This window comes from Streptomyces sp. NPDC037288, from assembly GCF_055603265.1.
In genome coordinates, this window is sequence record NZ_JBVJVY010000002.1 from 282,413 (window position 1) to 308,762 (window position 26,350).

Here is a 26,350-nt window from a genome sequence, read left to right on the forward strand (position 1 = left end):
CCCGGCAGGCCGGCGGACGCTGGTGTCGGAATTCCGCCAGCGCCGGCTGCCCCGGGTGGCCGATGCTGGAGGCATGCAGACAGCGACCCACCTCGACCGGGAGCACTGTGTACGCGCCGTGCAGTCCAAGGACGCGCGGTTCGACGGGTGGTTCTTCACGGCCGTCGTGACCACCCGGATCTACTGCCGGCCCAGCTGCCCCGCCGTCCCGCCCAAGCCGGAGAACATGACGTTCTACCCGAGCGCCGCCGCCTGCCAGCAGGCCGGGTTCCGGGCCTGCAAGCGCTGCCGTCCGGACACCAGCCCGGGCTCCCCGGAGTGGAACCAGCGCGCCGACCTGGTGGCCCGCGCCATGCGGCTCATCGCCGACGGAGTCGTGGACCGCGAGGGCGTGCCCGGACTCGCCGCGCGGCTCGGCTACAGCACCCGGCAGGTGGAGCGGCAGCTGCTCGCCGAACTGGGCGCGGGACCCCTCGCGCTCGCCCGCGCCCAGCGGGCCCAGACCGCACGGCTGCTCATCGAGACCACCCCGCTGCCCATGGCGGAGATCGCCTTCGCGGCCGGATTCTCCTCCATCCGCACCTTCAACGACACCGTCCGCGAGGTCTTCGCCCTGACCCCGAGCGAACTGCGCACCCGTGTCCCCGAGTCGGGGACCGGCACGCCGGGCGGGATCAGCCTGCGGCTGCCGTTCCGCGCCCCGCTCAACCCCTCCAACCTCTTCGGCCACCTCGCCGCCACGGCCGTACCCGGCGTCGAGGAGTGGCGCGCCGGTGCCTACCGGCGCACGCTGCGCCTGCCGTACGGCCACGGAATCGTCTCCCTCACCCCCCGCCCCGACCACATCGCCTGCCGTCTCACCCTGAGCGACCTGCGCGACCTGACCGTGGCGATCAGCCGCTGCCGCCGCCTGCTCGACCTGGACGCCGACCCCGTCGCCGTCGACGACCGCCTGCGCACCGACCCGCTGCTCGCGCCGCTGGTCGACAAGGCGCCCGGCCGCCGCGTGCCGCGCACGGTCGACGAGGCCGAGTTCGCCGTACGCGCCGTACTCGGGCAGCAGGTGTCCACGGCCGCCGCCCGCACGCACGCGGCCCGCCTGGTCGCCGCGCACGGCAAGCCCCTGGACGATCCCGAGGGCGGCCTCACCCACCTCTTCCCGTCCCCCGAAGCCCTGGCCGCCGTCGACCCCGGCACACTGGCGATGCCCCGCACCCGGCGCACCACCCTCACCACCCTCGTCCGCGAACTCGCCGACGCCACCCTTCACCTGGGCGTCGAGAGCGACTGGTCCGAGGCTCGCGCGAGGCTCCTCGCCCTCCCCGGCTTCGGCCCCTGGACCGTCGACGTCATCGCCATGCGCGCCCTCGGCGACCCCGACGCCTTCCTCCCCACCGACCTCGGCATCCGGCGCGCGGCGGGGGAGCTGGGCCTGCCGTCCACCCCGGCCGCGCTCACCGCCCGCGCCGAGGCGTGGCGGCCCTGGCGGGCGTACGCGGTGCAGTACCTGTGGGCGACCGACAGCCACCCCGTCAACTTCCTCCCCGTGTAAGAAGGTTCCGCCCGTGACACGCGCGACCCCCGTGACAACCAAGACCTCCGTGACATCCAAGACCTCCATGACCACCGGGACATCGATGGCCACCGGGACATCCGTGACCTGCCACACCGTCATCGAAAGCCCCTACGGCCCGCTCACCCTGGTCGCCGACGCCGAAGGCGCCCTGTGCGGGCTGTACATGGCCGGCCAGCGGCACCGCCCGGCCGAGGAGGGCTTCGGCCCGCGCGACGACACCCCGGCGGCCTTCGGCGAGGCGGAGGAACAGCTGACGGCCTACTTCGCGGGAGAGCTGACGGAGTTCACCGTCGAACTCGCTCTGCGGGGAACGCCGTTCCAGCGCAGCGTCTGGGCACAGCTCACCCGCATCCCCTACGGCGAGACCCGCACCTACGGCGAACTCGCCGACGCCCTCGGCAGCCCCGGTGCCTCCCGTGCCGTCGGCCTGGCCAACGGGCGCAACCCCGTCGGGATCATCGTCCCCTGCCACCGCGTCATCGGCTCCGACGGCAGCCTCACCGGCTACGGCGGCGGCCTGGACCGCAAGCGCCGGCTGCTGGACTTCGAGCGCGGAACGGCTCTCTTCTGAGCCGGGGACGGCCTTCTGCCGGCTCAGGGACGGCCCCGGCGGGCGTGTGGCCCGCCGGGCGTCGCGACGGTCACGTCAGCCGAGGACCCGGACCGGGGCGCCGTCGAGATACGCCTGGATGTCCTCCACGGCCTGGCCGTAGTAGCGCGCGTAGTTGGCGTGGGACACATAGCCCAGATGCGGGGTGGCGAGCAGGCGCGGCGCGCTGCGCATCGGGTGGCCGGCGGGCAGCGGCTCCACGTCGAAGACGTCGACGCCGGCGCCGGCGATACGGCCCTCGTGCAGCGCGGCGAGCAGCGCGTCCTGGTCGACGATCGCGGCCCGCGAGGTGTTGATCAGGTAGGCGGTCGGTTTGAGCAGGGCGATTTCGGCGGCGCCGAGCAGCCCGCGGGTCCGGTCGCCCAGCGAGAGGTGCACGAACACGAAGTCGCTGCTCGCGAGCAGGTCCTCCTTGGAGGGGGCCAGGCGTACGCCGGCCTCGTCGGCGCGCTCCTTGGTGAGGTTCTGGCTCCAGGCGACGACCTCCATCCCGAAGGCGAGCCCGACCTGCGCCACCCGGCTGCCGATCCTGCCCAGACCGAGCAGCCCGAGCGTACGGCCGTGCAGGTCGGCACCGACGGTGGACTGCCAGGGGCCGCCCGCGCGCAGGGCGTTGTTCTCCTGGACGATGCCGCGGGCGAGACCCAGCAGCAGGGCCCAGGTGAGCTCGACCGGCGGTGTGCCGGAGCTCTCGGTCCCGCACACCGTGACGCCGCCGGCCCTGGCCGCCGCGTAGTCGATCACCGAGTTGCGCATGCCGGAGGCGATCAGGAGCCTCAGCCGGGGCAGCCGGTTCAGCACACCGGCCGGGAACGGCACCCGCTCGCGCAGGGTGACCACGCAGTCGAAGTCGGCGAGCGCGGCGACGAGTTCGTCCTCACCCGCGAAGTGCTCCGTGAAGGAGACGACCTCCACGCGGTCGCCCAGCACCGACCAGTCGGCGGACGCGACCGCCACGTTCTGGAAGTCGTCGAGTACGGCGCAGCGGAATCGCATGTCGTTCCTCCCCAGGGAATCGTGTGCCGGGGCACGCGGGTGCGCGGGTGCGCGGCGGCGGTCGCCCGGTCCCGGACCGCCCGGCAGGAAGATCTTGCCCGAGTGGATCACCGCTCCGAAGAACCGGTCATCATGCGGACCGAGACCGTCAAGGTCCGGCCAGTCTCGACGAGCTCACCTCGACGACGGCTCCTGAGGCAGATGGAGCCTGGTGCCGAACGGGCCCTCACATGCCGCTCTCCGCCCGGATGCAGTGCAGCAGGCGGGGCAGGGCGGTGCCGATCGGCTCCCGCACGACCTCCTGGGCGAGGTCGTCGTACGGGGTCGGCTCGGCGTTCACGATGATCAGGTGGGCGCCGTGGTCGGCGGCGATGCCGACCAGGCCGGCGGCGGGCTGGACCTGGAGGCTGCTGCCGACGGCGAGGAACACCGTGCAGGCCTTGGTGATCGACACCGCCTCGCCGAGGACGACCGGGTCCAGTCGTTCACCGAACATCACGGTCGCCGACTTCAGGATGCCGCCGCACGCCAGGCAGGCAGGGTCCTCCTCGCCGGCCTCGACCCGGGCGAGGGCGTCCTCCATCGGCCCGCGGGCGTGGCACCGGGTGCACACCACGCTGCGCGCGCTGCCGTGCAGTTCCAGCACCTTGCGGGCGGGCATCCCGGCCAGCTGGTGCAGTCCGTCCACGTTCTGTGTGATCACCCGCACCGGGACGCCGGACCGCTCCAGCTCGGCGACGGCCCGGTGCGCGGCGTTCGGCTCGGCCTGCAGCGTCCGGTTCTTGCGCCGCATCTGCCACGACCGCCGCCGGATCTCCGGATCGGCCATGTAGTACTCGTACGTCACGAGCTTCTCGGCCTCGGGATCCCGCCGCCACAACCCGTGGGGGCCGCGGTAGTCGGGGATGCCGGAGTCGGTGGAGATACCTGCGCCGCTGAGCACGGCGACGAGGGGCTTGGTCATGCGGTCGAGGGTAGGCCGGGCGGGCGCGGCCCGGCGAACGGATAACGGCCCTCTCCCTCGGCCGAGCGTCGCCCAGCGCGCCGCCGCCACGGCGGCCAGTGCCGGCGCGGGAGCGGCCCCCAGACCAGCGCCCGCGGGCCGAGCAGCCGCAGCCCGGGCACGGCCGCCGCGGCGGCGAGGGGAGACAGGGCGGGGCGATGGCGGCGTACGCGTCGTGGTCCCAGGTGCCCGACGGCCGGGTGACCAGAGCTGCCCGGCAGCAGAAGCCGGCGACGAGGGCCGGCAGGGTCAGCGGCACGGCGAGGACCAGGCGCAGACAGCCGCGGTCGCAGGCACGTCGTCGGTGCGACCGGGGCCGGTCATGCCACCCGGTGGCCGTTCTCCAGCTCCGCCGTGCCGGAGCCGGCCGTGAGGACGTCGAGGGCGGTCAGGACGCGGCGGCCGGGGGCGCCGGGCAGGTGGGCGGTGATCTCCTCGCGCGGGACCAGGCGCCAGGAGAGCAGTTCCGCCTCCTGCAGGCGGATGGCCTTGAGGTCGGCGTCGGCGAGGACACCCCCGTCGTACAGGTACGCCACCAGCGGCGGCCGGCCCTCGCCGTGCACCCAGTCCACGGCCAGCAGCCGGCCGAGCCGCCGGTCGAGCCCGATCTCCTCCAGCGTCTCCCGGCGGGCGCCCTCGCGCGGGGTCTCCCCGTCGTCCGACTCGATCGTGCCGCCCGGAAGCGCCCAGCCCTCGCGGTAGTTCGGCTCGACCAGCAGCACGCGTCCCCCGGCGTCCCGGAAGAGCGCGGCGGCACCGGCGAGGACACGGGGCAGGCTCGCGATGTACGTGGCGAAGTCACCAGTCGTGGTCATTGGGGAAGGGTAACCAGCCGCCGTACGGCTACGGGGCGGCCGTCGCCAGGCGCACGGTGCGTTCCGCCAGCGCACTGATCCGTACGCCGTCGAAGCCGAACACCGCGCTGCGCACCGTGTCCTCGAGCGGGTCCTTCCACTGGGCGGGGATCGCGTCCGCGCCGGTGAGGACGCCCGCCACCGAGCCGGCCGTCGCACCGTTGGAGTCCGTGTCCAGGCCGCCGCGCACGGTCAGCGTGATGGTCCGGGTGAAGTCGCCGTCGCCGTACAGCAGCCCGGCGGTGAGGACGGCGGCGTTCGGGACGGTGTGGATCCAGCCGAGCCCGGCGGTCTCGGCGGTCAGCGTGGCCAGGGTCTCCGCCCAGGGCAGCCGGGTCTCGTGCAGGCTCATGACCCGCCGTACGGTACGGGCCAGGCGGCTGCCCGCCGGGACGACGGCGAGCGCGCTGTCCAGCGTGTCCCGTACGGTCGGCGCGGTGAACGCCGCCGCGATCAGCGCGGCCGCCCACATGGCGCCGTAGACGCCGTTTCCGGTGTGCGAGAGCACCGCGTCCCTGCGGGCCAGGGCGGCGGCGCCGGCCGGGTCCCCGGGACGGGTCCAGCCGTGGACGTCGGCGCGGATCAGCGCGCCGATCCACTCCTGGTACGGGTTGTCGTACGTCGCCGTGAGCGGCGGCTTCAGCCCGTTCGCGAGGTTGCGGTACGCCGCCCGTTCCGCGGTGAAGGTCTGCAGGTACGGCAGCCGGAGCAGCCACAGGTCGCCGACCTGCTCGGTGCTGAAGCCGAAACCGTGCGTCTCCAGCAGGTGCAGGCCGAGGATCGCGTAGTCGACGTCGTCGTCGCGCACGCTGCCGTGGATCCGGCCGCGCACGCAGTCCCGCCACTCCGGGCGCAGTACGGCGGTCTCGGCCGGGTCGGCGGGCTCGGGCAGGTAGTCGGTGAGCGGCAGGGCCTCGGCCTTGCGCAGGTAACGGTCGATGCGCTCGCGGGTCCACACCTCGCCCTGCTCGACCGGTTTGCCGAGCATGTTGCCCGCGATCCGGCCGAGCCAGCCGCCGTGGATGCGGTCGGCGAGGGCGGTGGGTCCGGGGCGCTGGCTGGTCATGGCTGGGGTCTACCCGTTTTCCCCGGGTTGTTCCCGGGGCCCCAGGTCTTCCCGGGTCATGCGCGGGTGCGTCCCAGGCGCTCCCCGGCCGTTGCCGGGCGCTTCCCGGGCGCTTCCCAGCCTTCGGTCGGGGCATGACGGCGAGGGCGTCCTCCGGTTAAGGTCGCAGCGGCGCGACTGGCCCTGACGTGCGCGGGGCCCGGAGAGCAAGGGGAAAGCAAGGTGGCGGACGCTGCAGTGAACGAGACCCGTCGGGTGCTCATCGCCGCGGACAAGTTCAAGGGCTCGCTGACGGCCGTGCAGGTCGCCGAGCGGGTGACGGCCGGGCTGCGCCGGGTCGTGCCGGATCTGCGCGTCGAGGCGCTGCCCGTGGCCGACGGCGGCGACGGGACCGTGGACGCGGCGGTCGCGGCCGGTTTCGAGCGGCGGGAGGTCCGGGTCGCCGGGCCGCTGGGCCAGGAGGTGCCGGCCGCGTTCGCGCTGCGCGGCGACACCGCGGTCGTGGAGATGGCCGAGGCGAGCGGCCTGCAGCGTCTGCCGGCCGGTGTCTTCGCGCCCCTGACGGCCTCGACGTACGGCTCCGGCGAACTGCTGCGGGCCGCGCTCGACGCGGGCGCGCGGACGATCGTGTTCGGCGTCGGCGGCAGCGCCACGACGGACGGCGGCGCGGGCATGCTGGCGGCGCTGGGCGCGCGGTTCCTGAACGAGGACGGGGAACCGGTGCCGCCGGGCGGCGGCGGGCTCGCCGACCTGGCGCGGGCGGATCTGTCCGGCCTGGACGCGCGGCTGTCGTCCGTGGAGCTGGTGCTCGCCAGCGACGTCGACAATCCGCTGACCGGGCCGAAGGGCGCGCCGGCGGTGTACGGCCCGCAGAAGGGCGCCTCGCCGGACGACGTGGCGACCCTGGACGCGGCGCTGGCCCACTTCGCCAAGGTGCTGGAGGCGGCCGTCGGGCCGTGTGCCGCCGAGCACGCGGCGGCGCCGGGCGCGGGCGCGGCGGGCGGCATCGGCTACGGCGCGCTGCTGCTGGGGGCCCGGTTCCGGCCCGGCATCGAGGTCATGCTGGACGTCCTCGGCTTCGCGCCCGCGCTGGAGCGGGCCTCCGTGGTGATCACCGGTGAGGGGTCGCTGGACGAGCAGACGCTGCACGGGAAGGCACCGGCGGGGGTCGCCGCGGCGGCCCGGGCCGCCGGCAAGGAGGTCGTGGCGGTGTGCGGGCGGCTGGCGCTGTCGCCGGAGGCGCTGCGGGGCGCGGGGATCTCCCAGGCGTACCCGCTGACGTCCGTCGAGCCCGATGTCGCCACGTGCATCGCGGACGCAGGGCCGATTCTCGAGCGGGTCGCCGTCCGTATCGCCGAGGACCACCTGGTCTGAGGTCCCTGGGGCTGCGCCCCGGACTCCCGCAGGCCGGGGTTCCGGGGCGGAGCCCCGGCCGGATCAGGCCGTGTCCTTGCGCAGGACACGCGTCATCTGCGCGCCCGCTCCCGGGTGAGACCGCCGTCGCCGGAAACGCCCGGGGCCACGGCCTCGACGGGCACCGCCGGGTCTTCGGCGCCGGCCACCCCTGGCCCGCTCGGTCACCGAACGCCTCGGCCGGCCGCACGCCCCCCTGCCTGGCAGCGTCTGCGTTCCGCCCCAGAAGCACGGGCAAAGGCGAAGGGCCCTGGACCAACCCGGTCCAGGGCCCTTCACAGCGTCGGCCTACGGCTACGGCAACTGCGCCGCGCGAGCCTCGCGGCGGTTGTCGCGGAAGTTGTTCACCCGCCGAGCCGTGGCGAACAACGGGATCACGGCGCCCATGACCAGCTGCAGCGCACAACCCGTCTGCAGCAGGAGCTGGCCGCTCGGCGCGTCGAAGGCCCACGCCGCCAGCAGGCCCATGGACAGCACGATCCAGGACAGCATGGCCCCCGCCAGGCGCCCCCTCGGCTTCGGGTACTCCACCCGGCTCACCATCAGCCAGGCCGTACCGAGAATCGCCAGCAGCGTCGCCACGAAGGGCAGCTCCAGCAGGACGATGGAGACCACCGTCAGTGCTCCGAACGGGCTGGGCATGCCCTGGAACATGCCGTCCTTCATGGTCACGCACGAGAAGCGGGCCAGGCGCAGGACGACGGCCAGGAGCACCACGATCGCCCCGAGCGCCGCCACTCTCTGGTGCGCGTCGTCCGCGACCATGCCGTAGACGAGCACGAAGTACGCGGGCGCGAGCCCGAAGCTGATCAGGTCGGAGAGGTTGTCCAGCTCCGCGCCCATGGGGGACGAGCGCAGCTTGCGGGCCACCAGTCCGTCGAACAGGTCGAAGACGGCCGCGCAGAGCATCAGGATGACGGCCGTGGCGGCGCTGTGCCGTGCCATGCCCGCGGACTCGTCATTGCCGGTCAGATGCGGGATCAGGATGCCGGTGGTGGTGAAGTACACCGCCATGAAGCCGCACGTGGCGTTCCCCAGGGTGAGGGTGTCCGCTATCGACAGGCGGAGCGAGAGGGGCATCTCCTCTTCTTCGTCCACCTCGTCGGCCTCGGGCACCCAGCCCGCCTGGGTCTCCGGATCAATCACGGTCAATGCGAGTCACCCCAGCCACGGTCTTCTGTCCGACCTCGACCGCGACCTCCACGCCCTCGGGCAGGTAGAGGTCGACACGCGAGCCGAAGCGGATCAGACCGATACGGTCGCCCTGCTCGACCTTCGTGCCCTCGGGGATGTAGGGCACGATGCGGCGGGCCACCGCGCCGGCGATCTGGATCATCTCGATGTCGCCGAGTTCGGTGTCGAAATGCCAGACTACGCGCTCGTTGTTCTCGCTCTCCTTGTTGAAAGCCGGAACAAAGCCGCCGGGGATGTGCTCGACGGACGTCACCGTGCCCGCGAGGGGCGCGCGGTTGACGTGGACGTTCAGCGGGCTCATGAAGATCGCGACGCGGGTACGCCCGTCCTTCCACGGCATGATGCTCTGCACCACACCGTCGGCGGGCGAGATGACCCGGCCCGGGGCGATCTCGCGCTCGGGGTCGCGGAAGAACCACAGCATGCCCGCCGCCAGCGCGGTGGCGGGCACGGCCACGGCCCGGGCCGCGCCGGAGCGTCGGGCGCGGGCCAGGCTGAGGGCTGCGGTGGCGACGGTCGGGAGAAGCCACGGCGATGCTCCGCGCGCGAGGCGTACGCCGGCTCGGCTGTCGCGAGGTGCAGAGGTTTGGCTGTGGGGCATGGATGACCTTCGTAGCGGATGATGCCGCGCAATGACGGGGGACGGCGGCTTTCCGGGGATCGTACCGGTCGCGGGCTGCAACTGGGCAAGCTGGGAAGCCGAGTCGGCAGCCGAAGACCGTCGACGGGGTGTGATCTTCTTCTCGAAGAAAACACCCCGTACCCGGACATTCAGCCCTGGAACCGATACTCTTCGAGCAGTCGGCGGCCGATGATCATTTTCTGGATTTCGGCTGTACCTTCACCGATGAGCAGCATCGGGGCCTCGCGGTACAGGCGCTCGATCTCGTACTCCTTGGAGAAGCCGTACCCGCCGTGGATCCGGAAGGCGTCCTCGACGACCTCCTTGCAGTACTCGGAGGCGAGGTACTTCGCCATTCCGGCCTCGAGATCGTTTCGCTCGCCGGAGTCCTTTTTGCGTGCCGCGTTGACCATCATCGCATGCGCGGCCTCGACCTTGGTGGCCATCTCCGCCAGCTTGAACTGGATGGCCTGGTGCTGGGCGATCGGCTTGCCGAAGGTGTGCCGCTGCTGGGCGTACTGCACGCCCAGTTCGAAGGCGCGCTGGGCGACGCCGCAGCCGCGCGCCGCCACGTTGACCCGGCCGACCTCGACGCCGTCCATCATTTGGTAAAAACCTCGGCCGGTGACCCCGCCGAGCACTCGATCGGCCGGAACGCGCAGGCCGTCCATGATGAGCTCGGTCGTGTCGACGCCCTTGTAGCCCATCTTCTCGATCTTGCCGGGAATGGTCAGGCCCGGGCGGACCTCGCCGAAGCCCGGCTCCTTCTCGATCAGGAAGGTCGTCATGGACTTGTGGGGCGCGGTGCCCTCGGCGTGTCCTTCGTCACTCCGGACGAGAACGGCCACGAGCGACGACGTCCCGCCGTTCGTCAGCCACATCTTCTGGCCGCTGAGGACGTACTCGTCGCCGTCCTTCACCGCCTTCGAGGTGATCGCCGACACGTCGGAGCCCAGGCCCGGCTCCGACATCGAGAAGGCGCCCCGGATGTCGCCGGCCGCCATCCGCGGCAGGAAGTGGTCCTTCTGCTCCTGCGTGCCGTGCTGCTTGAGCATGTACGCGACGATGAAGTGGGTGTTGATGATGCCGGACACCGACATCCAGCCCCGGGCGATCTCCTCCACGCACAGCGCGTAGGTGAGGAGCGACTCGCCCAGGCCCCCGTACTCCTCGGGGATCATCAGGCCGAAGAGGCCGAGCTCCTTCAGGCCGTCGACGATCTGCTGCGGGTACTCGTCGCGGTGCTCCAGCTCGGTCGCGACCGGGATGATCTCCTTGTCGACAAAGTCACGGACCGTCGAGAGGATCTCCTGCTGGACGTCGGTCAGACCGGCGGTCTGGGCGAGACGGGCCATCGTTACTTCTCCGACTTCTTCTCCGCAGGTGCGGTCAGCTCCGGGCGGCCGGGCTGCTCGCCGCCGCGCTCCTTGATGTACGTCTCGGTGGGCACCATGACCTTGCGGCGGAAGACGCACACCAGGGTGCCGTCCTGCTTGTAGCCCTTGGTCTCGACGTAGACGATGCCGCGGTCGTTCTTCGACTTCGACGGCCACTTGTCGAGCACGGTCGTCTCGCCGTAGATCGTGTCGCCGTGGAAGGTCGGCGCCACGTGCTTGAGCGACTCGATCTCCAGGTTGGCGATCGCCTTGCCGGAGATGTCCGGCACGGACATGCCGAGCAGCAGGGAGTAGATGTAGTTCCCGACGACGACGTTCTTGCCGAAGTCCGTCGTCTTCTCCGCATAGTTCGTGTCCATGTGGAGGGGGTGGTGGTTCATGGTGAGGAGACAGAACAGGTGGTCGTCGTACTCCGTGACCGTCTTGCCCGGCCAGTGCTTGTACGTCGCCCCGACCTCGAACTCCTCGTAGGTCCGTCCGAACTGCATCGCGCTCAGGCCTCCGGGATCTCGAACTTGCTGGTGCGCTGCATGCCGGCGGCCCGGCCCTTGCCGGAGATGACCAGGGCCATCTTGCGGCTGGCCTCGTCGATCATCTCGTCGCCGAGCATCGCGGAGCCCTTCTTGCCGCCCGCCTCCGACGTGTAGTAGTCGTACGCGTCCAGGATCAGCTCGGCGTGGTCGTAGTCCTCCTGGGAGGGCGAGAAGATCTCGTTGGAGGCCTCGACCTGGCCCGGGTGCAGCACCCACTTGCCGTCGAAACCGAGCGCGGCGGCGCGCCGGGCGACCTCCCGGTAGCCCTCGACGTTGCGGATCTGCAGGTAGGGGCCGTCGATCGCCTGCAGGTTGTTGGCGCGGGCGGCCATCAGGATCTTCATCAGGATGTAGTGGTAGGCGTCCGCCGGGTAGCCGGGCGGCTGCTCGCCCACGACCAGCGACTTCATGTTGATGGACGCCATGAAGTCGGCCGGGCCGAAGATGATGGTCTCGACGCGCGGGGAGGCCTCGGCGATCGCGTTGACGTTGTTCAGGCCCTGCGCGTTCTCGATCTGCGCCTCGATGCCGATCTTGCCGACCTCGAAGCCCATGGTCTTCTCGATCTGGGTCAGCAGCAGGTCGAGGGCGACGACCTGCTGGGCGGTCTGCACCTTCGGCAGCATGATGCAGTCCAGGTTCTGGCCCGCGCCCTCGACGACCGTGACGACATCGCGGTAGGTCCACTCGGTCGTCCAGTCGTTGACGCGCACGACCCGTGTCTTGCCCGTCCAGTCACCCTCGTTGAGGAACTTGACGATGGTGTGCCGCGCCTCCGGCTTGGCGAGCGGCGCGCACGCGTCCTCCAGGTCCAGGAAGACCTGGTCCGCCGGCAGGCCCTGCGCCTTCTCCAGGAAGCGCGGGTTCGAGCCCGGCACGGCCAGGCAGGAGCGCCGCGGGCGAAGGCGGTTGACGGGGGTGGTCATGCGGGGACCTCCAGGGGGTCGAGCTTGTTCGCTTTGCGGATCTCGTCGACGATGCGGCCGATGATTCCGGTGATGTCGAAGTCCTTCGGGGTGAAGACGGCGGCCACTCCGGCGGCCCTGAGCTGGTCGGCGTCACCGTTCGGGATGATGCCACCTGCGATCACCGGTATATCTGTGGCACCGGCCACACGCAGCCGCTGGAGCACGTCCGGGACCAGCTGGGCGTGTGAGCCGGACAGGATCGACAGGCCCACGGCGTGCACGTCCTCGGCGAGGGCCGCGTCCACGATCTGCTCCGGGGTGAGCCGGATGCCCTGGTAGACCACCTCGAAGCCGGCGTCACGCGCGCGTACGGCGATCTGCTCGGCGCCGTTGGAGTGCCCGTCCAGGCCCGGCTTGCCGACCAGGAAGCGCAGTTTGCCGACGCCCAGGTCGCGGGCGGTGGCGTCCACCTTGGTGCGCACCTCGGCGAGCGCGGAGCCCGGCTCGGCGGCGACGGCCACCGGCGCGGAGGAGACCCCGGTGGGCGCCCGGTACTCGCCGAACACCTCGCGCAGGGCGCCGGCCCACTCGCCGGTTGTGACCCCGGCGCGGGCGCACTCCAGCGTGGCCTCCATCAGGTTGTCCGTGCCCTTGGCGGCCTCCTTCAGCCGCTCCAGCGCCTTGCACGGGCGCGGGTGGTTGAAGGGCGGCTGGTAGCGCGTGTCGCGCCAGTTCTGCAGTGAGGCGATGACCCGGGCCTCGACCGCCGGGTCGACCGTCATGATCGCGGTGTCCAGATCGGCCGTGAGCGGGTTCGGCTCGGTGCCCTCGAAGGCGTTGACGCCGACGATCTTCTCCTCGCCGGACTCGATCCGGGCCCGGCGCTCGGCGTGCGAGGAGACCAGCTGGGACTTCAGGTAGCCGGACTCCACGGCGGCCATCGCGCCGCCCATCTCCTGGATGCGGTCGATCTCGGCGAGGGACTCCGCCACCAAGGCGTTCACCTTCGCCTCGATGACGTGCGAGCCCTCGAAGATGTCCTCGTACTCCAGCAGGTCGCTCTCGTAGGCGAGTACCTGCTGGATGCGCAGCGACCACTGCTGGTCCCACGGCCGGGGCAGGCCCAGCGCCTCGTTCCAGGCCGGCAGCTGCACGGCACGCGCGCGTGCGTCCTTCGACAGGGTCACGGCCAGCATCTCCAGCACGATCCGCTGGACGTTGTTCTCCGGCTGCGCCTCGGTCAGGCCGAGCGAGTTGACCTGGACGCCGTAGCGGAACCGGCGCTGCTTGGGGTTCTCGATGCCGTACCGCTCGCGCGTGACCTTGTCCCAGATGCGGCCGAACGCCCGCATCTTGCACATCTCCTCGACGAAGCGGACACCCGCGTTCACGAAGAAGGAGATACGGGCGACGACATCGCCCATGCGCTCCTGCGGCACCTGGCCGGAGTCGCGTACGGCGTCGAGGACGGCGATCGCGGTGGACATCGCGTACGCGATCTCCTGCACCGGCGTGGCCCCGGCCTCCTGCAGGTGGTAGCTGCAGATGTTGATGGGGTTCCACTTCGGGATGTGGGAGACCGTGTACGCGATCATGTCCGTCGTCAGACGGAGGCTCGGCCCCGGCGGGAAGACGTGCGTCCCGCGGGACAGGTACTCCTTGACGATGTCGTTCTGGGTCGTGCCCTGGAGCTTGGTGATGTCCGCGCCCTGCTCCTCGGCGACGACCTGGTAGAGCGCCAGCAGCCACATGGCGGTGGCGTTGATCGTCATCGAGGTGTTCATCTGCTCCAGGGGGATGTCCTGGAACAGCCGGCGCATGTCACCGAGGTGCGCCACGGGCACGCCGACCCGGCCGACCTCGCCGCGGGCGAGGATGTGGTCCGGGTCGTAGCCGGTCTGCGTCGGCAGGTCGAACGCCACCGACAGACCGGTCTGGCCCTTGGCGAGGTTGCGCCGGTACAGCTCGTTGGACGCCTCCGCCGTCGAGTGGCCGGCGTACGTCCGCATGAGCCACGGACGGTCCTTCTGACGCTCTGTCATCTGCGGCTCTCAGACGTTCCGGAAGCGGTTGATGGCGTCGATGTGCTTGGCGCGCATCTCCTCGTCGCGCACACCGAGGCCTTCCTCGGGCGCGAGGCACAGCACGCCGACCTTGCCCTGGTGCAGGTTGCGGTGGACGTCGTAGGCCGCCTGGCCGGTGTCCTCCAGGGAGTACGTCTTCGACAGGGTCGGGTGGATCTTGCCCTTGGCGATGAGGCGGTTGGCCTCCCAGGCCTCGCGGTAGTTCGCGAAGTGCGAGCCGATGATCCGCTTCAGCGACATCCACAGGTAGCGGTTGTCGTACTCGTGCATGTAGCCCGAGGTCGAGGCGCAGGTCGTGATGGTGCCGCCCTTGCGGGTGACGAAGACGCTCGCGCCGAAGGTCTCGCGGCCGGGGTGCTCGAAGACGATGTCGATGTCCTCGCCGCCGGTCAGCTCGCGGATGCGCTTGCCGAAGCGCTTCCACTCCTTCGGGTCCTGGGTCCGCTCGTCCTTCCAGAACTTGTAGCCCTCGGCGTTGCGGTCGATGATCGCCTCGGCGCCCATCGAGCGGCAGATGTCCGCCTTCTGGTCGCTGGAGACCACGCAGATGGGGTTGGCACCGCCGGCCAGGGCGAACTGGGTGGCGTAGGAGCCGAGGCCGCCGCTCGCGCCCCAGATCAGGACGTTGTCGCCCTGCTTCATTCCGGCGCCGTTGCGGGAGACCAGCTGGCGGTAGGCGGTGGAGTTGACCAGGCCCGGGGCCGCGGCCTCCTCCCAGCTGAGGTGGTCCGGCTTCGGCATCAGCTGGTTGGACTTCACCAGGGCGATCTCCGCGAGGCCGCCGAAGTTCGTCTCGAAGCCCCAGATGCGCTGCTCGGGGTCGAGCATCGTGTCGTTGTGGCCGTCGCTCGACTCCAGCTCGACGGACAGGCAGTGGGCGACGACCTCGTCACCGGGCTTCCAGGCGTTGACGCCCGGCCCGGTGCGCAGGACGACGCCCGCGAGGTCGGAGCCGATGATGTGGTACGGCAGGTCGTGCCGCTTGGCCAGCTCGTTGGTGCGGCCGTAGCGCTCCAGGAACCCGAACGTGGACAGCGGCTCGAAGATCGAGGTCCACACCGAGTTGTAGTTGACCGAGGAGGCCATGACGGCCACCAGGGCCTCGCCCGGGCCGAGTTCCGGCACGGGGACCTCATCGAGGTGGATCGACTTGCGCGGGTCCTTGTCGCGGGTCTCGAGGCCCGCGAACATCTCCGTCTCGTCCTTGTGCACGGTGATAGCGCGGTACGAGTCGGGGAGCGGCAGGGCGGCGAAGTCGGCGGACGTGGCGTCCTTCGACTGGATCGCGTCCAGGATGTCCTTCACGGTCACGGTGTTGCCTCCGGCGGTGAGCGTCCCTGAGGGAGGGGGCGCTGGGGATTCGTCGGTGCTGCGATGAGTGCTGCTGAGGGTTTTGGTGTGTGCCGTCGGTTCGGCTCGGTGGTGCTTCGGCAGCGCTTTGTGGCGCGGGAGGTTGCCTGTGACGCAGGCGTCCGGGCGCGCAGGCCATGAGCTTGCGGGGACAGCCGGCGAGCGAACGGTCTCTGCTCGCCGGCCGCCCGGACACCTTCAACGTATGACACCGCGTGTCAGGTGACAAGGCACTGAGTGCCAGAACTTGGCCTCAGATGAAATCTTTACGTAACAAATGAGCGATGATCGATCGAACGGCGCCTGAAATCCGCTTGAAAACGGGCCCTGACATGGCAAAACGGCCACCCGGTCGGGTGGCCGTCGTCACAGCGGGCGAGCGAGCTCAGCGCTCCTTCAGCGCCTCCTCGATGGTCCGCATGACCTCGTCCAGCGGGGCGTCGGTGCGGGCGACCGTGACGAGGACCTCGCCGTGCGCGGACACCGCCGCGGGGACCGTCGCCGCCGGCCTGGGTGCCGCGCTGCGGCCGGCGCCGATGCCCGTGCCGAACGTCTTCCGCACGATCGCGAAGGCGTGGTCCAGCTGCGCCTCCACGTCCCCCTGGCCACCCGCCCGGAGCCAGCGCCTGAGGACGTGGTTGTGGGCCGTGACGACCGCGGAGGCGGCCACCTCGGCCAGCAGCGGGTCGTCGTTGGCGTCGTCGGCGTGCGCGTGCTCGTCGAAGTGGCCGAGGAGGTAACGGGTGAACAGGCGCTCGTAGCGGGCGACGGAGGCGATCTCGGCCTCGCGCAGGGTGGGTACCTCGCGGGTGAGCTTGTAGCGGGCGACCGAGATCTCCGGCCGGGCCGCGTACATCTTCATGACTTCCTTGATGCCGCGGCACACGGTGTCGAGCGGATGCTCGTGCGCGGGGGCGGCGTTGAGGACCGCCTCGGCGCGGATCAGCGTGTCGTCGTGGTCCGGGAAGATCGCCTCTTCCTTGGAACGGAAGTGGCGGAAGAAGGTGCGGCGGGCGACCCCGGCGGCGGCCGCGATCTCGTCGACGGTGGTCGCCTCGTACCCCTTGGTCGCGAACAGCTCCATGGCTGCGGCCGCCAGTTCTCGGCGCATCTTGAGCCGCTGGGCGGCGGCGCGACTGCCTGCGGCACTTTCCGGCGCGTCGGGCGTAGCTGGTGTACGGGAGGACTTGGCGGGCTGGGACATGACCCGAACGTACTGCATGTGCGCAGTTCGGTGCGCGGGTGAGGGGTTTCTCCCGCCCCGGGGGCCGCCCCCGCCCCAGGAGGGCGGGGGCGCGTCCGCGGGGCCGAGCAGTCCGCCCCAGTCCGTCTCCGTGTGCGACCAGTCGCCGGCGCCGTCAGCGGCGGGCATACTCGCGGAAGCCGCGGCCGGTCTTGCGGCCGAGGCAGCCCGCGGCCACCAGGTGCTCCAGCAGCGGGGCCGGGGCGAGGCCGGGGTCGCGGAACTCGCGGTGCAGGACCTTCTCGATGGCCAGCGACACGTCCAGACCGACCACGTCCAGCAGCTCGAAGGGGCCCATCGGGTAGCCGCCGCCGAGCTTCATCGCCGCGTCGATGTCGTCCAGGGACGCGTAGTGCTCCTGGACCATCTTGATCGCGTTGTTCAGGTACGGGAACAGCAGCGCGTTCACGATGAAGCCGGCCCGGTCGCCGCAGTCCACCGCGTGCTTCTTGATCTTCGCGCAGACCTCGCGGACGGTCGCGTGGACGTCGTCGGCCGTCAGCACGGTCCGCACGACCTCGACCAGCTTCATCGCCGGGGCCGGGTTGAAGAAGTGCATGCCGATCACGTCCTGCGGGCGCGAGGTGGCGCGGGCGCAGGCCACGACGGGCAGCGAGGAGGTGGTGGTGGCGAGGACCGCGCCGGGCTTGCAGATCTTGTCCAGCGTGGCGAACAGCTGCTGCTTGACCTGAAGGTCCTCGGCGATCGCCTCGACGGCCAGGTCGACGTCGGCGAAGGCGTCGTACGAGCCCGCCGGGGTGATCCGGTCCAGGATCTGCGCGGCGGCCTCGGCGGTCAGCCGGCCCTTGTCGACCGAGCGCGAAAGCGACTTGCCGATCCGGGCCTTGGCGGCCTGGGCCTTCTCCGCGCTGCGGGCGGCCAGGACGACGTCGTAGCCCGCCTTGGCGAACACCTCGGCGATGCCGGAGGCCATGGTGCCGGAGCCGGCGACGCCCACCGAGCGGACCTCGCGCCCCTGGACCGCGGAGCCGTCCGCGGCCGGGGTCAGCGCGTCCGGCACGACCGTGGCGCTGCCCGGCGCCGCGTAGGTGTAGAAGCCCCGCCCGGACTTGCGGCCGGTCAGGCCCGCCTCGCTGAGCTGCTTCAGGATGGGGGCGGGCGCGTGCAGCCGGTCGCGGGACTCGGCGTACATGGCCTCCAGGACCGTACGCGCGGTGTCGATGCCGATCAGGTCCAGCAGCGCGAGCGGGCCCATCGGCAGCCCGCAGCCGAGCCGCATCGCCGCGTCGATGTCCTCGCGGGAGGCGTACCGCGCCTCGTACATCGCGGCGGCCTGGTTGAGGTAGCCGAAGAGCAGGCCGTCCGCGACGAAGCCGGGACGGTCGCCGACCGCGACCGGCTCCTTGCCGAGCTCGATCGCGAGGTCCGTGACCGCGGCGACGGCCTGCGGCGCGGTCAGCACCGAGGAGACCACCTCGACCAGCCTCATCGCCGGGGCCGGGTTGAAGAAGTGCAGGCCGAGCACCCGCTCGGGGCGGGCCGAGTCGGCCGCGAGCCGGGTGACGGACAGCGCGTTGGTGCCGGTCGCGAGGATGGTCTCCGGGCGGACGACGCCGTCCAGTTCGCGGAAGATCTGCTGCTTGATCTCGTACGACTCCGGGGCCACCTCGATGACGAGGTCGGCGTCGGCCGCCGCGGTGAGGTCGGTGGAGGTGCGCACCCGGGCGAGGGCGTCGGCGCGCTCCTGCTCGGTGAGCCGGCCGCGCTCGACACAGCGGGCGGTGGAGGCTTCCAGGGCGGCGAGCGACTTCGCGGCCTGGGCCTCGCTGATGTCGATGCCGATCACCTCGCGACCGGCCTTCGCGAGGACCTCGGTGATGCCGGTGCCCATGGTGCCGAGGCCGACGACGGCGATCGTCTTCAACGGGGACACGGGGGTGCCGGACTGGGGGGACAGGGGAGTGGCCATCGCGGGACTCCAGGAATGAGGGTGACGACGAGGAGCGCGCCGGGTGCGCCGAGGGGCGCACCACGGAGCGGGAAGGAGTGCGGGTGTTGCGGGCTGCGAGCGCACACGCCCGGTACTGCCGGTGCCCTGGGCGATGCACACGCCCGTGATCGGCAAGCGGCAGGGAATCCGACCGGCCCTGTCCCGGAGCCGGGTCGTACTGCGGTACACGTACGTACCGAACCGACACTTCCCCACTGCCCTGAAGGCGTGGGAGGTGCCCCCGGCGACGGCCGCGTCACCAAACCGTCGCCAGTGGAGGTGCGAGTGGGTAACTCGCTCGTCTGAGCTTAACCGGCCAGTAACGAGCGCGCCAGTCCTCCGTCGGCACCGGACTTTGTGATGTAGCTCCCTCCGGCCGCGCCACCCGCCTACGCTGGCCTTCGTGGACGAAGAGTTGCGATCACTCACGGAGCGCTTACGGCAGGAGTCGCGCGGCTCGGTGGCGTTCGACCGGCTGCTGGCGACCGAGGACCACGACGAACTCGCGGAGGTGCTCACCGCGCCCGGACAGCCGCTGTGGGCCAGGGAACTGGCCGCGTTCCGGCTCGGCCTCGCCGGCGACCGGCGCGCCTTCGAGTCCCTGGTGCTCCTCCTCAACCACCGCGACCCGCCGCGCTGCGCCTCCGCCGCCTACGCCCTCGCCCGCCTGGGCGACCCCCGCACGGCCCGCGCGGCGGCGGCCCTCGCGACGAACGAACTCCGCGTGGCCTACGCCCTGCACCCGGTACGGCTGCTGGCCGAACTCGCCGCGCCCGAGTCCGTGCCCGCCCTGGTCACCACCCTGGAACGCCGCCTGCGCCCGCACGACCCCTACCGCCGGGTCGCCCTCGCCTGCGTGACGGGCCTCGGCACCCTCGGGGACCCCCGCGCCCGACGGGTCCTGACCGAGGCCCTGGCCCACCCGGCCCTGGCCGAGGCGGCAGTGCACGCGCTGGCACGGATCCCGCCGCAGGAGGAGGCGCGGTGAGCGCCGGCCGGGCCGGGAGGCGCGCGGGGTGCGCGACCCTGCCCCAGGGCGTGCGGTTCGCGGGTGAGCTGCGCCCGGGCGCTACCACCGGACGGTGAAGCCCCTGCCGGCCTAGTCGGCCACCACCGCAAGCGCCTCGATCTCCATCAGGAACTCCGGCGCCACCAGCGCGGCCACCTGTACCGCGGAGGACGCCGGGAGGCGGTCGTCGGGTATGTGGGCGGCGCGGGCCGCGCGGATCGCGGGCAGATGGGCCGTGTCGGTGACGAAGTACGTCAGTTTGACGACGTGTTCGAAGCCGGCGCCGGCCGCGGCCAGGCAGCGCTTCAGGTTCTCGAACACCTGGCGGGCCTGGGCCGCGGGGTCGTCCTCGCCGACCAGCCGGCCCTGTTCGTCCAGGGCGAGTTGGCCGGAGACGGCGACGAAGCGGCCGCTCGCCGAGACGACATGGCTGTACTGGGCCGCGGGGGCGACGCCGTCCGGGGCGGCGATCCGGGTCGGTTCACTCATGGCCCCATGATGGACGAGACCGGCCACGGCGATGCCGCGGGCGCGGCACGACGGACGACGGCAGGCGGGTGGAGCGGCTCCAGCGGACGCTCAGCGAAAGCCCAGCAAGCCGTGCAACGCCAGCCCCCGAGACGCGGCCGATGCCGCCTTCGGGGCCACCGGCTTCGGGTCGGGGGACTTGGCGCAGACCGCGTCGGCGACCCCCGTGCCCCGCGGGACCCGGCCGTCCGCCAGGTACGCGGCCAGGTACCCGTCCAGGCAGTCGTTGCCGCTCAGCGTGATGCCGTGGTTGCCGCCGCCCTCCTCGACCACCAGGCTGGACCCGCCGAGCAGGCGGTGGACGGTGACACCGCCGGGGTACGGCGTGGCCGCGTCGTCGGTCGCCTGGAAGAGCAGTACCGGCGGGAGCTTGGCGTTGGCGATGTCCACCGGCTTGCGCTTCGCGGTCGGCCAGAACGCGCAGGGCGCGTTGTACCAGAGGTTGTTCCAGGCCATGAAGGGCGCCTTGGCGTACACCGCCCAGGCGTCCGTGCGCCACTGCTGCCAGCTGCCGGGCCAGGAGGCGTCACGGCACTGCACCGCCGAGTAGACGCTGTAGCCGTTGTCACCGGAGCCGTCCACGGCACCGAGGTTCTCGTACGCCTCCACCAGCGGCCCCGTCTCCCCGTCGCGCGCGTACGCCGCGAACGCCTCGGCGAGGTCGGGCCAGTAGCCGTTGTAGTAGCCGCCGGGGATGAAGGTGTCCTCCAGCTCCGCGGCGCCCACCTCACCGCCGGCCGGCTTCTTCGCCAGGGCAGCCCGCATCGCGTACCACTCGGCCTCGACCTTCTGGGGGTCCTTGCCGAGGTGGTACGTTCCGTCGTACCGGGCGATCCAGGCCATCAGCGCGCGGTGGCGGTCGTCGAAGGCGTGGTCCTGGCCGAGGTTGTCCTCGTACCAGACGCCGGTCGGGTCGACGACCGAGTCCAGCACCAGCCGGCGGACCCGCTGCGGGTACAGCTTCGCGTACACCGCGCCGAGGTAGGTGCCGTAGGAGTAGCCGAAGTAGCTGACCTTCGCGGCGCCGACGGCCGCGCGGATCAGGTCCATGTCGCGCACGGTGCTGACCGTGTCGAGGTACGGCAGCACGTCGGCGTACTTGCGGCCGCAGGCGGCGGCGAAGGACTGCGCGCGGTCGAGGTTCGTCCGCTCCAGCGCGGCCGTGGCGGGCACGGTGTCCGGGCGCACCGGCTTGAAGTGACCGGGCGCGCAGTCCAGGTCCGGGCTGCTCGCGCCGACGCCGCGCGGGTCGAAGCCGATGACGTCGTACTGGGCCGCGACGCTCCGGGGCAGTGCCCCGGCCACGAATCCGGCGAGGTCCAGGCCGCTGCCGCCGGGCCCGCCGGGGTTGACCAGCAGCGGGCCCTGGGAGGTCTGCGCGGTGTGCGGGACGCGGGAGAGGGCGAGCGTGATCTGCCGGCCCGCCGGGTGGGCGTGGTCCAGCGGCACCTCGAGGGAGGCGCACTGGAGCGTCGGATAGTCGGCGGTGCCGCACTTCGTCCAGGCGAGCCGCGCGGCGTGGGCGGCCGGGACGGCCTGCGCGGGCGGGGCGGTGACCGAGCCCGCCAGCACCGCGACGGCTGCGCACAGCACGGCTGCGCGTGTTCTCATGCGTCCTCCCGGGACGGAGGTTTCGGCGGACCACGGGGGTAACCTCTCTCGCCGCATCGTCCCGGGGCCAGCGCTCTGAAGAACGCTTTATAGGCATAGTTGACCCGTTTGGGTTGCCCGAAGCCCTCGAACGCCCTCACCCGAGGCCGGGCGAGGCCTCACAGAAGCGTCAGCTGCGTCGGCTCGGGCACGCCGGCGGATTCCGGCGGGCGGATCCGGCGGGCCGGGCTCGCCCCCGTGGGTCCGATGCCGTACTCCTGCGCCAGCTCGTGCACCTGACGGGTGATCCGGCGCTGGTACCACCTGGGTGCGTAGGCGCCCTCCGCGTACAGCCGCTCGTAGCGCCGCACCAGGTGCGGACGGTGCCGGCCGAGCCAGGCCATGAACCACTCCCGCGCGCCGGGCCGCAGATGCAGTACCAAGGGGGTGACGGAGGTGGCCCCGGCCGCCGATATCGCCCGTACCGTGGCGCGCAGTTGGTCCGGGTGGTCGCTCAGGAACGGGATCACCGGCGCCATCAGCACCCCGCAGCCGATGCCGTGCTCGCCCAGGGTGCGTACGACGTCCAGACGGCGCTCGGGCGCGGGTGTACCCGGCTCCACCGTGCGCCACAGCTCGGTGTCGAGGAAGCCGACGGAGACCGAGATGCCCACGTCCGTCACCTCGGCCGCCCGGACCAGCAGGTCCAGGTCGCGCAGGATCAGGGTGCCCTTGGTCAGGACCGAGAACGGGTTGGCGTACTCGGTGAGGGCGCCGATGATGCCCGGCATCAGCCGGTAGCGGCCCTCCGCGCGCTGGTAGCAGTCGACGTTCGTGCCCATCGCCACGTGATCGCCCTGCCAGCGCCGGGAGGCCAGCTGGCGGCGCAGCACCTCGGGCGCGTTCACCTTGACGACGATCTGGGTGTCGAAGCCGATGCCGGTGTCGAGGTCCAGATAGCTGTGCGTCTTCCTGGCAAAACAGTAGACGCACGCGTGCGTGCAGCCTCGGTAGGGATTGACGGTCCATTCGAACGGCATGCGCGAGGCGCCCGGCACCCGGTTCAGCACCGAGCGGGCCCGGACCTCGTGGAAGGTGATCCCGCGGAACTCGGGCGTGTCGAAGGTGCGGCTGACGACGGCGTCCGCGCCGAACAGCGCGGTCTCGGCCCGGCCGTGTTCGCTCTCCCCGGTGAGGTTCTCCCAGCGCATGACGCCCTCCTCGCTAGCACTGCGCACAGAATAGAACATGTGTTCCCATGATCGTGCGACCCCCGATTTGGGCGGCCGGGCACCGGGGTGGTTGGCTTGCCCCAACCCCGAGAAACCAGGTCCTGGAGGAACGCAATGGCGCAGGTCGAGGCCACTACGGAGCGGGTCGTCGCGGCGGACGCGGAGAAGGTGTTCGACGCCCTCGCCGACTACCGCGGCACGCGGCACAAGCTGCTGCCCGAGCACTTCAGCGAGTACGAGGTCCGCGAGGGCGGCGACGGCGAGGGCACCCTCGTCCACTGGAAGCTCCAGGCCACCAGCAAGCGCGTGCGCGACTGCCTCCTGGAGGTCAGCGAGCCCACCGACGGCGAGCTGGTCGAGAAGGACCGCAACTCCTCCATGGTCACCACCTGGCGCGTCACCCCCGCCGGCGAGGGCAGCTCCCGGGTCGTCGTCACCACCACCTGGAAGGGTGCCGGCGGCATCGGCGGCTTCTTCGAGAAGACCTTCGCGCCCAAGGGCCTCGGCCGGATCTACGACGCCGTGCTCGCCGAGCTGGCCGCCGAGGTCGAGAAGTAGGCCGGGAGGCAGCCAGAACCCCGGGACGGTGAAGGGGTGTTGACCACCGGGTGATCCCCGGCGGACCCCTTCACCGGTTCGAGTGGACCTCCCGCTCGTCCCGAACCGTGCCGTAACTCGCCGAAGTTGTTCGCAGTTGTCGCCTTACGCGGGAAATGTGACAGGTGCGACGAGGGGAGCGGTACGTGGGCGGGACGACTCTGATGCGGGACGAGCCGCGCACGGCGCCGTCCGGCGCACCCGCGGCCCCGCCGGCCGAGACCGGCGAACCCGGCGCCCGCCGCGTGCGGCTGGTGTTCTTCGGGCTGATGCTCGCCCTGCTGCTCGCGGCCCTCGACCAGATGATCGTCGCGACCGCGCTGCCCAAGGTCGTCGGCGAACTGCACGGCCTGGACCGGATGTCCTGGGCGATCACCGCCTATCTGCTCACCTCCACCATCGGCCTGCCCCTGTACGGCAAGCTCGGCGACCTCTTCGGCCGCAAGGGCGTCTTCCAGTTCGCCATCGCCGTCTTCGTGGTCGGCTCCGCGCTCGCCGGCCGGTCCCGGTCGATGGACCAGCTGATCGCCTTCCGCGCGCTCCAGGGAGTCGGCGCGGGCGGGCTCATGACCGGGGTGCAGGCGATCATCGCCGACATCGTGCCGCCCCGGCGGCGCGGCCGCTACATGGGCCTGATCGGCGCCGCCTTCGGGCTCGCCTCCGTCGCCGGGCCGCTGCTCGGCGGCTACTTCACCGACCACCTCTCCTGGCGCTGGTGCTTCTACCTCAACGTCCCCTTCGGCCTGGTCACCCTCGCCGTCGTCACCCTCGTCCTGAGACTGCCCAAGCCGCCCGGCCGCGGACGCCTCGACGTGCTCGGCGCACTGCTGCTGGCCGCCGCATCCACCTGCCTGGTGCTGCTGACCAGTTGGGGCGGCACCGAGTACGCCTGGGACTCACGGCAGATCGCCGGCCTCGGCGCCGGCGCGTTCGCCGCCGTCGTCCTCTTCCTCGTCGTCGAGCGCTTCGCCGTCGAACCCCTGATCCCGCTCAGGCTCTTCCGCGACACCGTCTTCAACGTCAGCGGCCTGGTGGGCCTCGTGACCGGCGTCGCCCTGTTCGGCGCCGCCAGCTATCTGCCGACCTTCCTGCAGATGGCCGACGGGGCCAGCGCCACCGAGTCCGGGCTGCTGATGCTGCCCATGATGGCCGGGATCGTCGGCGCCTCCATCGTCGGCGGGCAACTCGTCAGCCACACCGGCCGCTACAAGCTCTACCCCGTCCTCGGCGGCGCCGCCTCCGCCGTAGGCATGTGGCTGCTCTCCCGCCTCGAAGCGGACACGCCCCGGCTGCACTACAGCATCTGGATGGCCGTCCTCGGCGCCGGCATCGGCCTGGTGATGCCCGTCCTCGTCCTCGCCGTGCAGAACTCCGTACGGCCCGCCGACCTCGGCACCGCCACCAGCGCCCACACCTACTTCCGGCAGATCGGCGGCAGCGTCGGCGCCGCGGTCTTCGGCACCCTCTTCGCCAACCGGCTCACCGACGCCCTGCGCAGGGAACTGCCGCCGCGCACCGGCGCCCGGCTGCCCGACCCCGAGTCCATCACCCCGCACGCGGTCCACGCGCTGCCCCCGGCCCTGCGCGACGGCTACATCCGCGCCTACGCCGACGCGATGCCCCGGATCTTCCTCTACCTCGTCCCGGTGCTCGTCCTCGGCGTGCTCATCGCCTTCTTCCTCAAGGAGAAACCACTGGTGTCCCACCACACCACCGAGACCGGGCCGGAGACCGAGCCCGACCCCGCGCACCCGCCGATCCCGCAAGCCCGTACCCCGTACGCCGCCGGAGTCCCCGTCTGCGGCACCGTGCAGCACCCCGACGGCACCGTGGTGCCCCGCGCGGCGCTCACCCTGATCGACGTCGCCGGAGCACAGATCGGCCGGGGCGCCAGCGGCGAGGACGGGCGGTACGCGCTCAGCACGCCCGGCTCCGGGTCGTACGTGCTCATCGCCGCCGCCGGCGGCCACCAGCCGCAGGCCGTCTCCGTCACCGTCGCTGAACGGCCCGTCGAACTCGACGTGGTCCTCGGCGGCGCCGGGCGCCTGGCCGGCAGCGTGCTCACCGCCGACGGCACGCCCGTGCGCGACGCCACCGTCACCCTGACCAATGTGCACGGCGAGGTCGTCGCCACCACCCGCAGCGGACGCGAGGGCGGCTATGTCATCACCGAGCTGGTCGCCGGCGAGTACACCCTCGCCGCCAGCGCCCCCGCCTTCCGCCCGGCCGCCCTCCCGGTCACCGTGCAGGCCTCCCGGGAGACCCGGCAGGACGTCGAACTCGCGGGCGGCGCCGTGCTGAGGGGCACCGTCCGGGCGAGCGGCGGACGGCCCGTGGAGGACGCGCGCGTCACGCTCCTGGACGCCGCCGGGAACGTCGTCGACACCCTCACCACCCCCGCGGACGGAACGTTCCGGTTCGTCGACCTCGCGTCCGGCGAGTACACCGTCATCGCCGCCGGTTACCCGCCGGTCGCCACCGTACTCCAGGTCGCGGGCGGGGGCCGTACCGAACGGGACCTCCAGCTGGGCCACGAGGACTGAGCGGACGGAACGGGGGCGCGCGCAGAGCGCCGAACTGCGCGCCGGTGCGAT

At 71.8% G+C, this 26,350-nt stretch carries 22 protein-coding genes; 6 read left to right on the forward strand and 16 right to left on the reverse strand.

Annotated elements, in window-relative coordinates; genetic code table 11:
- Nucleotides 1-73 precede the first annotated feature (73 nt).
- Nucleotides 74-1,552 carry an AlkA N-terminal domain-containing protein gene (locus tag ACZ7GZ_RS03615; RefSeq protein ID WP_471020649.1) on the forward strand — a complete coding sequence of 493 codons (1,479 nt, stop codon included), beginning with the start codon at nucleotides 74-76 and terminating at the stop codon, nucleotides 1,550-1,552.
- Between the two features lie 103 nt (nucleotides 1,553-1,655).
- Nucleotides 1,656-2,147, forward strand: coding sequence for a methylated-DNA--[protein]-cysteine S-methyltransferase (locus ACZ7GZ_RS03620; RefSeq protein WP_471020780.1), 492 nt, complete (start codon nucleotides 1,656-1,658; stop codon nucleotides 2,145-2,147).
- A 75-nt stretch (nucleotides 2,148-2,222) separates the two neighbouring features.
- Here the strand turns inward: ACZ7GZ_RS03620 and ACZ7GZ_RS03625 are convergent, their stop codons facing one another.
- The 4 genes from ACZ7GZ_RS03625 to ACZ7GZ_RS03640 form a co-directional block, all read right to left on the reverse strand.
- Nucleotides 2,223-3,182 (reverse strand): D-2-hydroxyacid dehydrogenase family protein, encoded by a 960-nt coding sequence (locus ACZ7GZ_RS03625; RefSeq protein ID WP_471020651.1) that lies wholly within the window; start codon nucleotides 3,180-3,182, stop codon nucleotides 2,223-2,225.
- Nucleotides 3,183-3,408: 226 nt separating this feature from the next.
- Entirely contained in the window at nucleotides 3,409-4,146 is a 738-nt protein-coding gene (locus ACZ7GZ_RS03630; protein WP_471020652.1) for an SIR2 family NAD-dependent protein deacylase, read from the reverse strand.
- 359 nt (nucleotides 4,147-4,505) lie between these two features.
- Nucleotides 4,506-5,000: an NUDIX domain-containing protein gene (locus ACZ7GZ_RS03635; RefSeq protein ID WP_471020653.1), complete on the reverse strand. Its 495-nt coding sequence runs from the start codon at nucleotides 4,998-5,000 to the stop codon at nucleotides 4,506-4,508.
- A 28-nt stretch (nucleotides 5,001-5,028) separates the two neighbouring features.
- Nucleotides 5,029-6,105, reverse strand: a complete 1,077-nt coding sequence (locus ACZ7GZ_RS03640; protein ID WP_471020655.1) for an ADP-ribosylglycohydrolase family protein — start codon at nucleotides 6,103-6,105, stop codon at nucleotides 5,029-5,031.
- Nucleotides 6,106-6,342: 237 nt separating this feature from the next.
- On the opposite strand from ACZ7GZ_RS03640, the gene ACZ7GZ_RS03645 reads away from it, so the two are divergent.
- Entirely contained in the window at nucleotides 6,343-7,479 is a 1,137-nt protein-coding gene (locus ACZ7GZ_RS03645) for a glycerate kinase (RefSeq protein ID WP_471020656.1), read from the forward strand.
- Nucleotides 7,480-7,812: 333 nt separating this feature from the next.
- Here the strand turns inward: ACZ7GZ_RS03645 and pssA are convergent, their stop codons facing one another.
- The 9 genes from pssA to ACZ7GZ_RS03690 all read right to left on the reverse strand — a co-directional run bounded on the left by pssA (nucleotide 7,813) and on the right by ACZ7GZ_RS03690 (nucleotide 18,779).
- Nucleotides 7,813-8,634: a CDP-diacylglycerol--serine O-phosphatidyltransferase gene (gene pssA / locus ACZ7GZ_RS03650; protein ID WP_361243492.1), complete on the reverse strand. Its 822-nt coding sequence runs from the start codon at nucleotides 8,632-8,634 to the stop codon at nucleotides 7,813-7,815.
- A gap of 22 nt (nucleotides 8,635-8,656) precedes the next feature.
- Nucleotides 8,657-9,313: a phosphatidylserine decarboxylase gene (locus tag ACZ7GZ_RS03655; RefSeq protein ID WP_363217069.1), complete on the reverse strand. Its 657-nt coding sequence runs from the start codon at nucleotides 9,311-9,313 to the stop codon at nucleotides 8,657-8,659.
- A 170-nt stretch (nucleotides 9,314-9,483) separates the two neighbouring features.
- On the reverse strand, nucleotides 9,484-10,689 hold the full coding sequence (locus ACZ7GZ_RS03660; protein WP_471020657.1) for an acyl-CoA dehydrogenase family protein: 1,206 nt from the start codon (nucleotides 10,687-10,689) through the stop codon (nucleotides 9,484-9,486).
- Nucleotides 10,690-10,691: 2 nt separating this feature from the next.
- Nucleotides 10,692-11,219 carry a MaoC family dehydratase gene (locus ACZ7GZ_RS03665; RefSeq protein WP_031168225.1) on the reverse strand — a complete coding sequence of 176 codons (528 nt, stop codon included), beginning with the start codon at nucleotides 11,217-11,219 and terminating at the stop codon, nucleotides 10,692-10,694.
- A 5-nt stretch (nucleotides 11,220-11,224) separates the two neighbouring features.
- Entirely contained in the window at nucleotides 11,225-12,190 is a 966-nt protein-coding gene (locus tag ACZ7GZ_RS03670; RefSeq protein WP_471020658.1) for an HpcH/HpaI aldolase/citrate lyase family protein, read from the reverse strand.
- A complete protein-coding gene (locus ACZ7GZ_RS03675) occupies nucleotides 12,187-14,214 on the reverse strand; it encodes a protein meaA (protein ID WP_471020659.1) in 2,028 nt (675 codons plus the stop codon). Before ACZ7GZ_RS03675 ends, ACZ7GZ_RS03670 begins: the two co-directional genes overlap by 4 nt.
- Before the next feature lie 9 nt (nucleotides 14,215-14,223).
- A complete protein-coding gene (gene ccrA / locus ACZ7GZ_RS03680) occupies nucleotides 14,224-15,561 on the reverse strand; it encodes a crotonyl-CoA carboxylase/reductase (protein ID WP_471020782.1) in 1,338 nt (445 codons plus the stop codon).
- A 430-nt stretch (nucleotides 15,562-15,991) separates the two neighbouring features.
- Nucleotides 15,992-16,810, reverse strand: coding sequence for a TetR family transcriptional regulator (locus ACZ7GZ_RS03685; protein ID WP_471020660.1), 819 nt, complete (start codon nucleotides 16,808-16,810; stop codon nucleotides 15,992-15,994).
- 154 nt (nucleotides 16,811-16,964) lie between these two features.
- Nucleotides 16,965-18,779, reverse strand: a complete 1,815-nt coding sequence (locus ACZ7GZ_RS03690) for a 3-hydroxyacyl-CoA dehydrogenase family protein (protein WP_471020661.1) — start codon at nucleotides 18,777-18,779, stop codon at nucleotides 16,965-16,967.
- 424 nt (nucleotides 18,780-19,203) lie between these two features.
- Here ACZ7GZ_RS03690 and ACZ7GZ_RS03695 point away from each other — a divergent pair, with 424 nt between their 5' ends.
- Nucleotides 19,204-19,788 carry an adenylosuccinate lyase gene (locus ACZ7GZ_RS03695; protein WP_471020662.1) on the forward strand — a complete coding sequence of 195 codons (585 nt, stop codon included), beginning with the start codon at nucleotides 19,204-19,206 and terminating at the stop codon, nucleotides 19,786-19,788.
- A 111-nt stretch (nucleotides 19,789-19,899) separates the two neighbouring features.
- Here the strand turns inward: ACZ7GZ_RS03695 and ACZ7GZ_RS03700 are convergent, their stop codons facing one another.
- The 3 genes from ACZ7GZ_RS03700 to ACZ7GZ_RS03710 all read right to left on the reverse strand — a co-directional run bounded on the left by ACZ7GZ_RS03700 (nucleotide 19,900) and on the right by ACZ7GZ_RS03710 (nucleotide 23,138).
- A complete protein-coding gene (locus tag ACZ7GZ_RS03700) occupies nucleotides 19,900-20,298 on the reverse strand; it encodes a RidA family protein (RefSeq protein ID WP_471020663.1) in 399 nt (132 codons plus the stop codon).
- Nucleotides 20,299-20,388: 90 nt separating this feature from the next.
- On the reverse strand, nucleotides 20,389-21,948 hold the full coding sequence (locus tag ACZ7GZ_RS03705) for an alpha/beta hydrolase (protein ID WP_471020664.1): 1,560 nt from the start codon (nucleotides 21,946-21,948) through the stop codon (nucleotides 20,389-20,391).
- Between the two features lie 158 nt (nucleotides 21,949-22,106).
- Entirely contained in the window at nucleotides 22,107-23,138 is a 1,032-nt protein-coding gene (locus tag ACZ7GZ_RS03710) for an Rv2578c family radical SAM protein (RefSeq protein ID WP_471020783.1), read from the reverse strand.
- A gap of 135 nt (nucleotides 23,139-23,273) precedes the next feature.
- On the opposite strand from ACZ7GZ_RS03710, the gene ACZ7GZ_RS03715 reads away from it, so the two are divergent.
- Complete coding sequence (locus ACZ7GZ_RS03715) at nucleotides 23,274-23,717, forward strand: SRPBCC family protein (protein WP_471020665.1); 444 nt, start codon at nucleotides 23,274-23,276, stop codon at nucleotides 23,715-23,717.
- Nucleotides 23,718-23,902: 185 nt separating this feature from the next.
- Nucleotides 23,903-26,299 (forward strand): MFS transporter, encoded by a 2,397-nt coding sequence (locus ACZ7GZ_RS03720; RefSeq protein WP_471020667.1) that lies wholly within the window; start codon nucleotides 23,903-23,905, stop codon nucleotides 26,297-26,299.
- Nucleotides 26,300-26,350: the final 51 nt, after the last annotated feature.

What these genes read in the sequence shown, in the direction of transcription:
- ACZ7GZ_RS03705 (WP_471020664.1), bottom strand. Translation starts at nt 21,948, where the DNA reads ATGAGAACACGCGCAGCCGTGCTGTGCGCAGCCGTCGCGGTGCTGGCG.
- ACZ7GZ_RS03715 (WP_471020665.1), top strand. Translation starts at nt 23,274, where the DNA reads ATGGCGCAGGTCGAGGCCACTACGGAGCGGGTCGTCGCGGCGGACGCG.
- ACZ7GZ_RS03615 (WP_471020649.1), top strand. Translation starts at nt 74, where the DNA reads ATGCAGACAGCGACCCACCTCGACCGGGAGCACTGTGTACGCGCCGTG.
- ACZ7GZ_RS03685 (WP_471020660.1), bottom strand. Translation starts at nt 16,810, where the DNA reads ATGTCCCAGCCCGCCAAGTCCTCCCGTACACCAGCTACGCCCGACGCG.
- ACZ7GZ_RS03640 (WP_471020655.1), bottom strand. Translation starts at nt 6,105, where the DNA reads ATGACCAGCCAGCGCCCCGGACCCACCGCCCTCGCCGACCGCATCCAC.
- ACZ7GZ_RS03655 (WP_363217069.1), bottom strand. Translation starts at nt 9,313, where the DNA reads ATGCCCCACAGCCAAACCTCTGCACCTCGCGACAGCCGAGCCGGCGTA.
- ACZ7GZ_RS03660 (WP_471020657.1), bottom strand. Translation starts at nt 10,689, where the DNA reads ATGGCCCGTCTCGCCCAGACCGCCGGTCTGACCGACGTCCAGCAGGAG.
- ACZ7GZ_RS03665 (WP_031168225.1), bottom strand. Translation starts at nt 11,219, where the DNA reads ATGCAGTTCGGACGGACCTACGAGGAGTTCGAGGTCGGGGCGACGTAC.
- ACZ7GZ_RS03690 (WP_471020661.1), bottom strand. Translation starts at nt 18,779, where the DNA reads ATGGCCACTCCCCTGTCCCCCCAGTCCGGCACCCCCGTGTCCCCGTTG.
- ACZ7GZ_RS03700 (WP_471020663.1), bottom strand. Translation starts at nt 20,298, where the DNA reads ATGAGTGAACCGACCCGGATCGCCGCCCCGGACGGCGTCGCCCCCGCG.
- ACZ7GZ_RS03625 (WP_471020651.1), bottom strand. Translation starts at nt 3,182, where the DNA reads ATGCGATTCCGCTGCGCCGTACTCGACGACTTCCAGAACGTGGCGGTC.
- ACZ7GZ_RS03670 (WP_471020658.1), bottom strand. Translation starts at nt 12,190, where the DNA reads ATGACCACCCCCGTCAACCGCCTTCGCCCGCGGCGCTCCTGCCTGGCC.
- ACZ7GZ_RS03675 (WP_471020659.1), bottom strand. Translation starts at nt 14,214, where the DNA reads ATGACAGAGCGTCAGAAGGACCGTCCGTGGCTCATGCGGACGTACGCC.
- ACZ7GZ_RS03630 (WP_471020652.1), bottom strand. Translation starts at nt 4,146, where the DNA reads ATGACCAAGCCCCTCGTCGCCGTGCTCAGCGGCGCAGGTATCTCCACC.
- ACZ7GZ_RS03710 (WP_471020783.1), bottom strand. Translation starts at nt 23,138, where the DNA reads ATGCGCTGGGAGAACCTCACCGGGGAGAGCGAACACGGCCGGGCCGAG.
- ACZ7GZ_RS03635 (WP_471020653.1), bottom strand. Translation starts at nt 5,000, where the DNA reads ATGACCACGACTGGTGACTTCGCCACGTACATCGCGAGCCTGCCCCGT.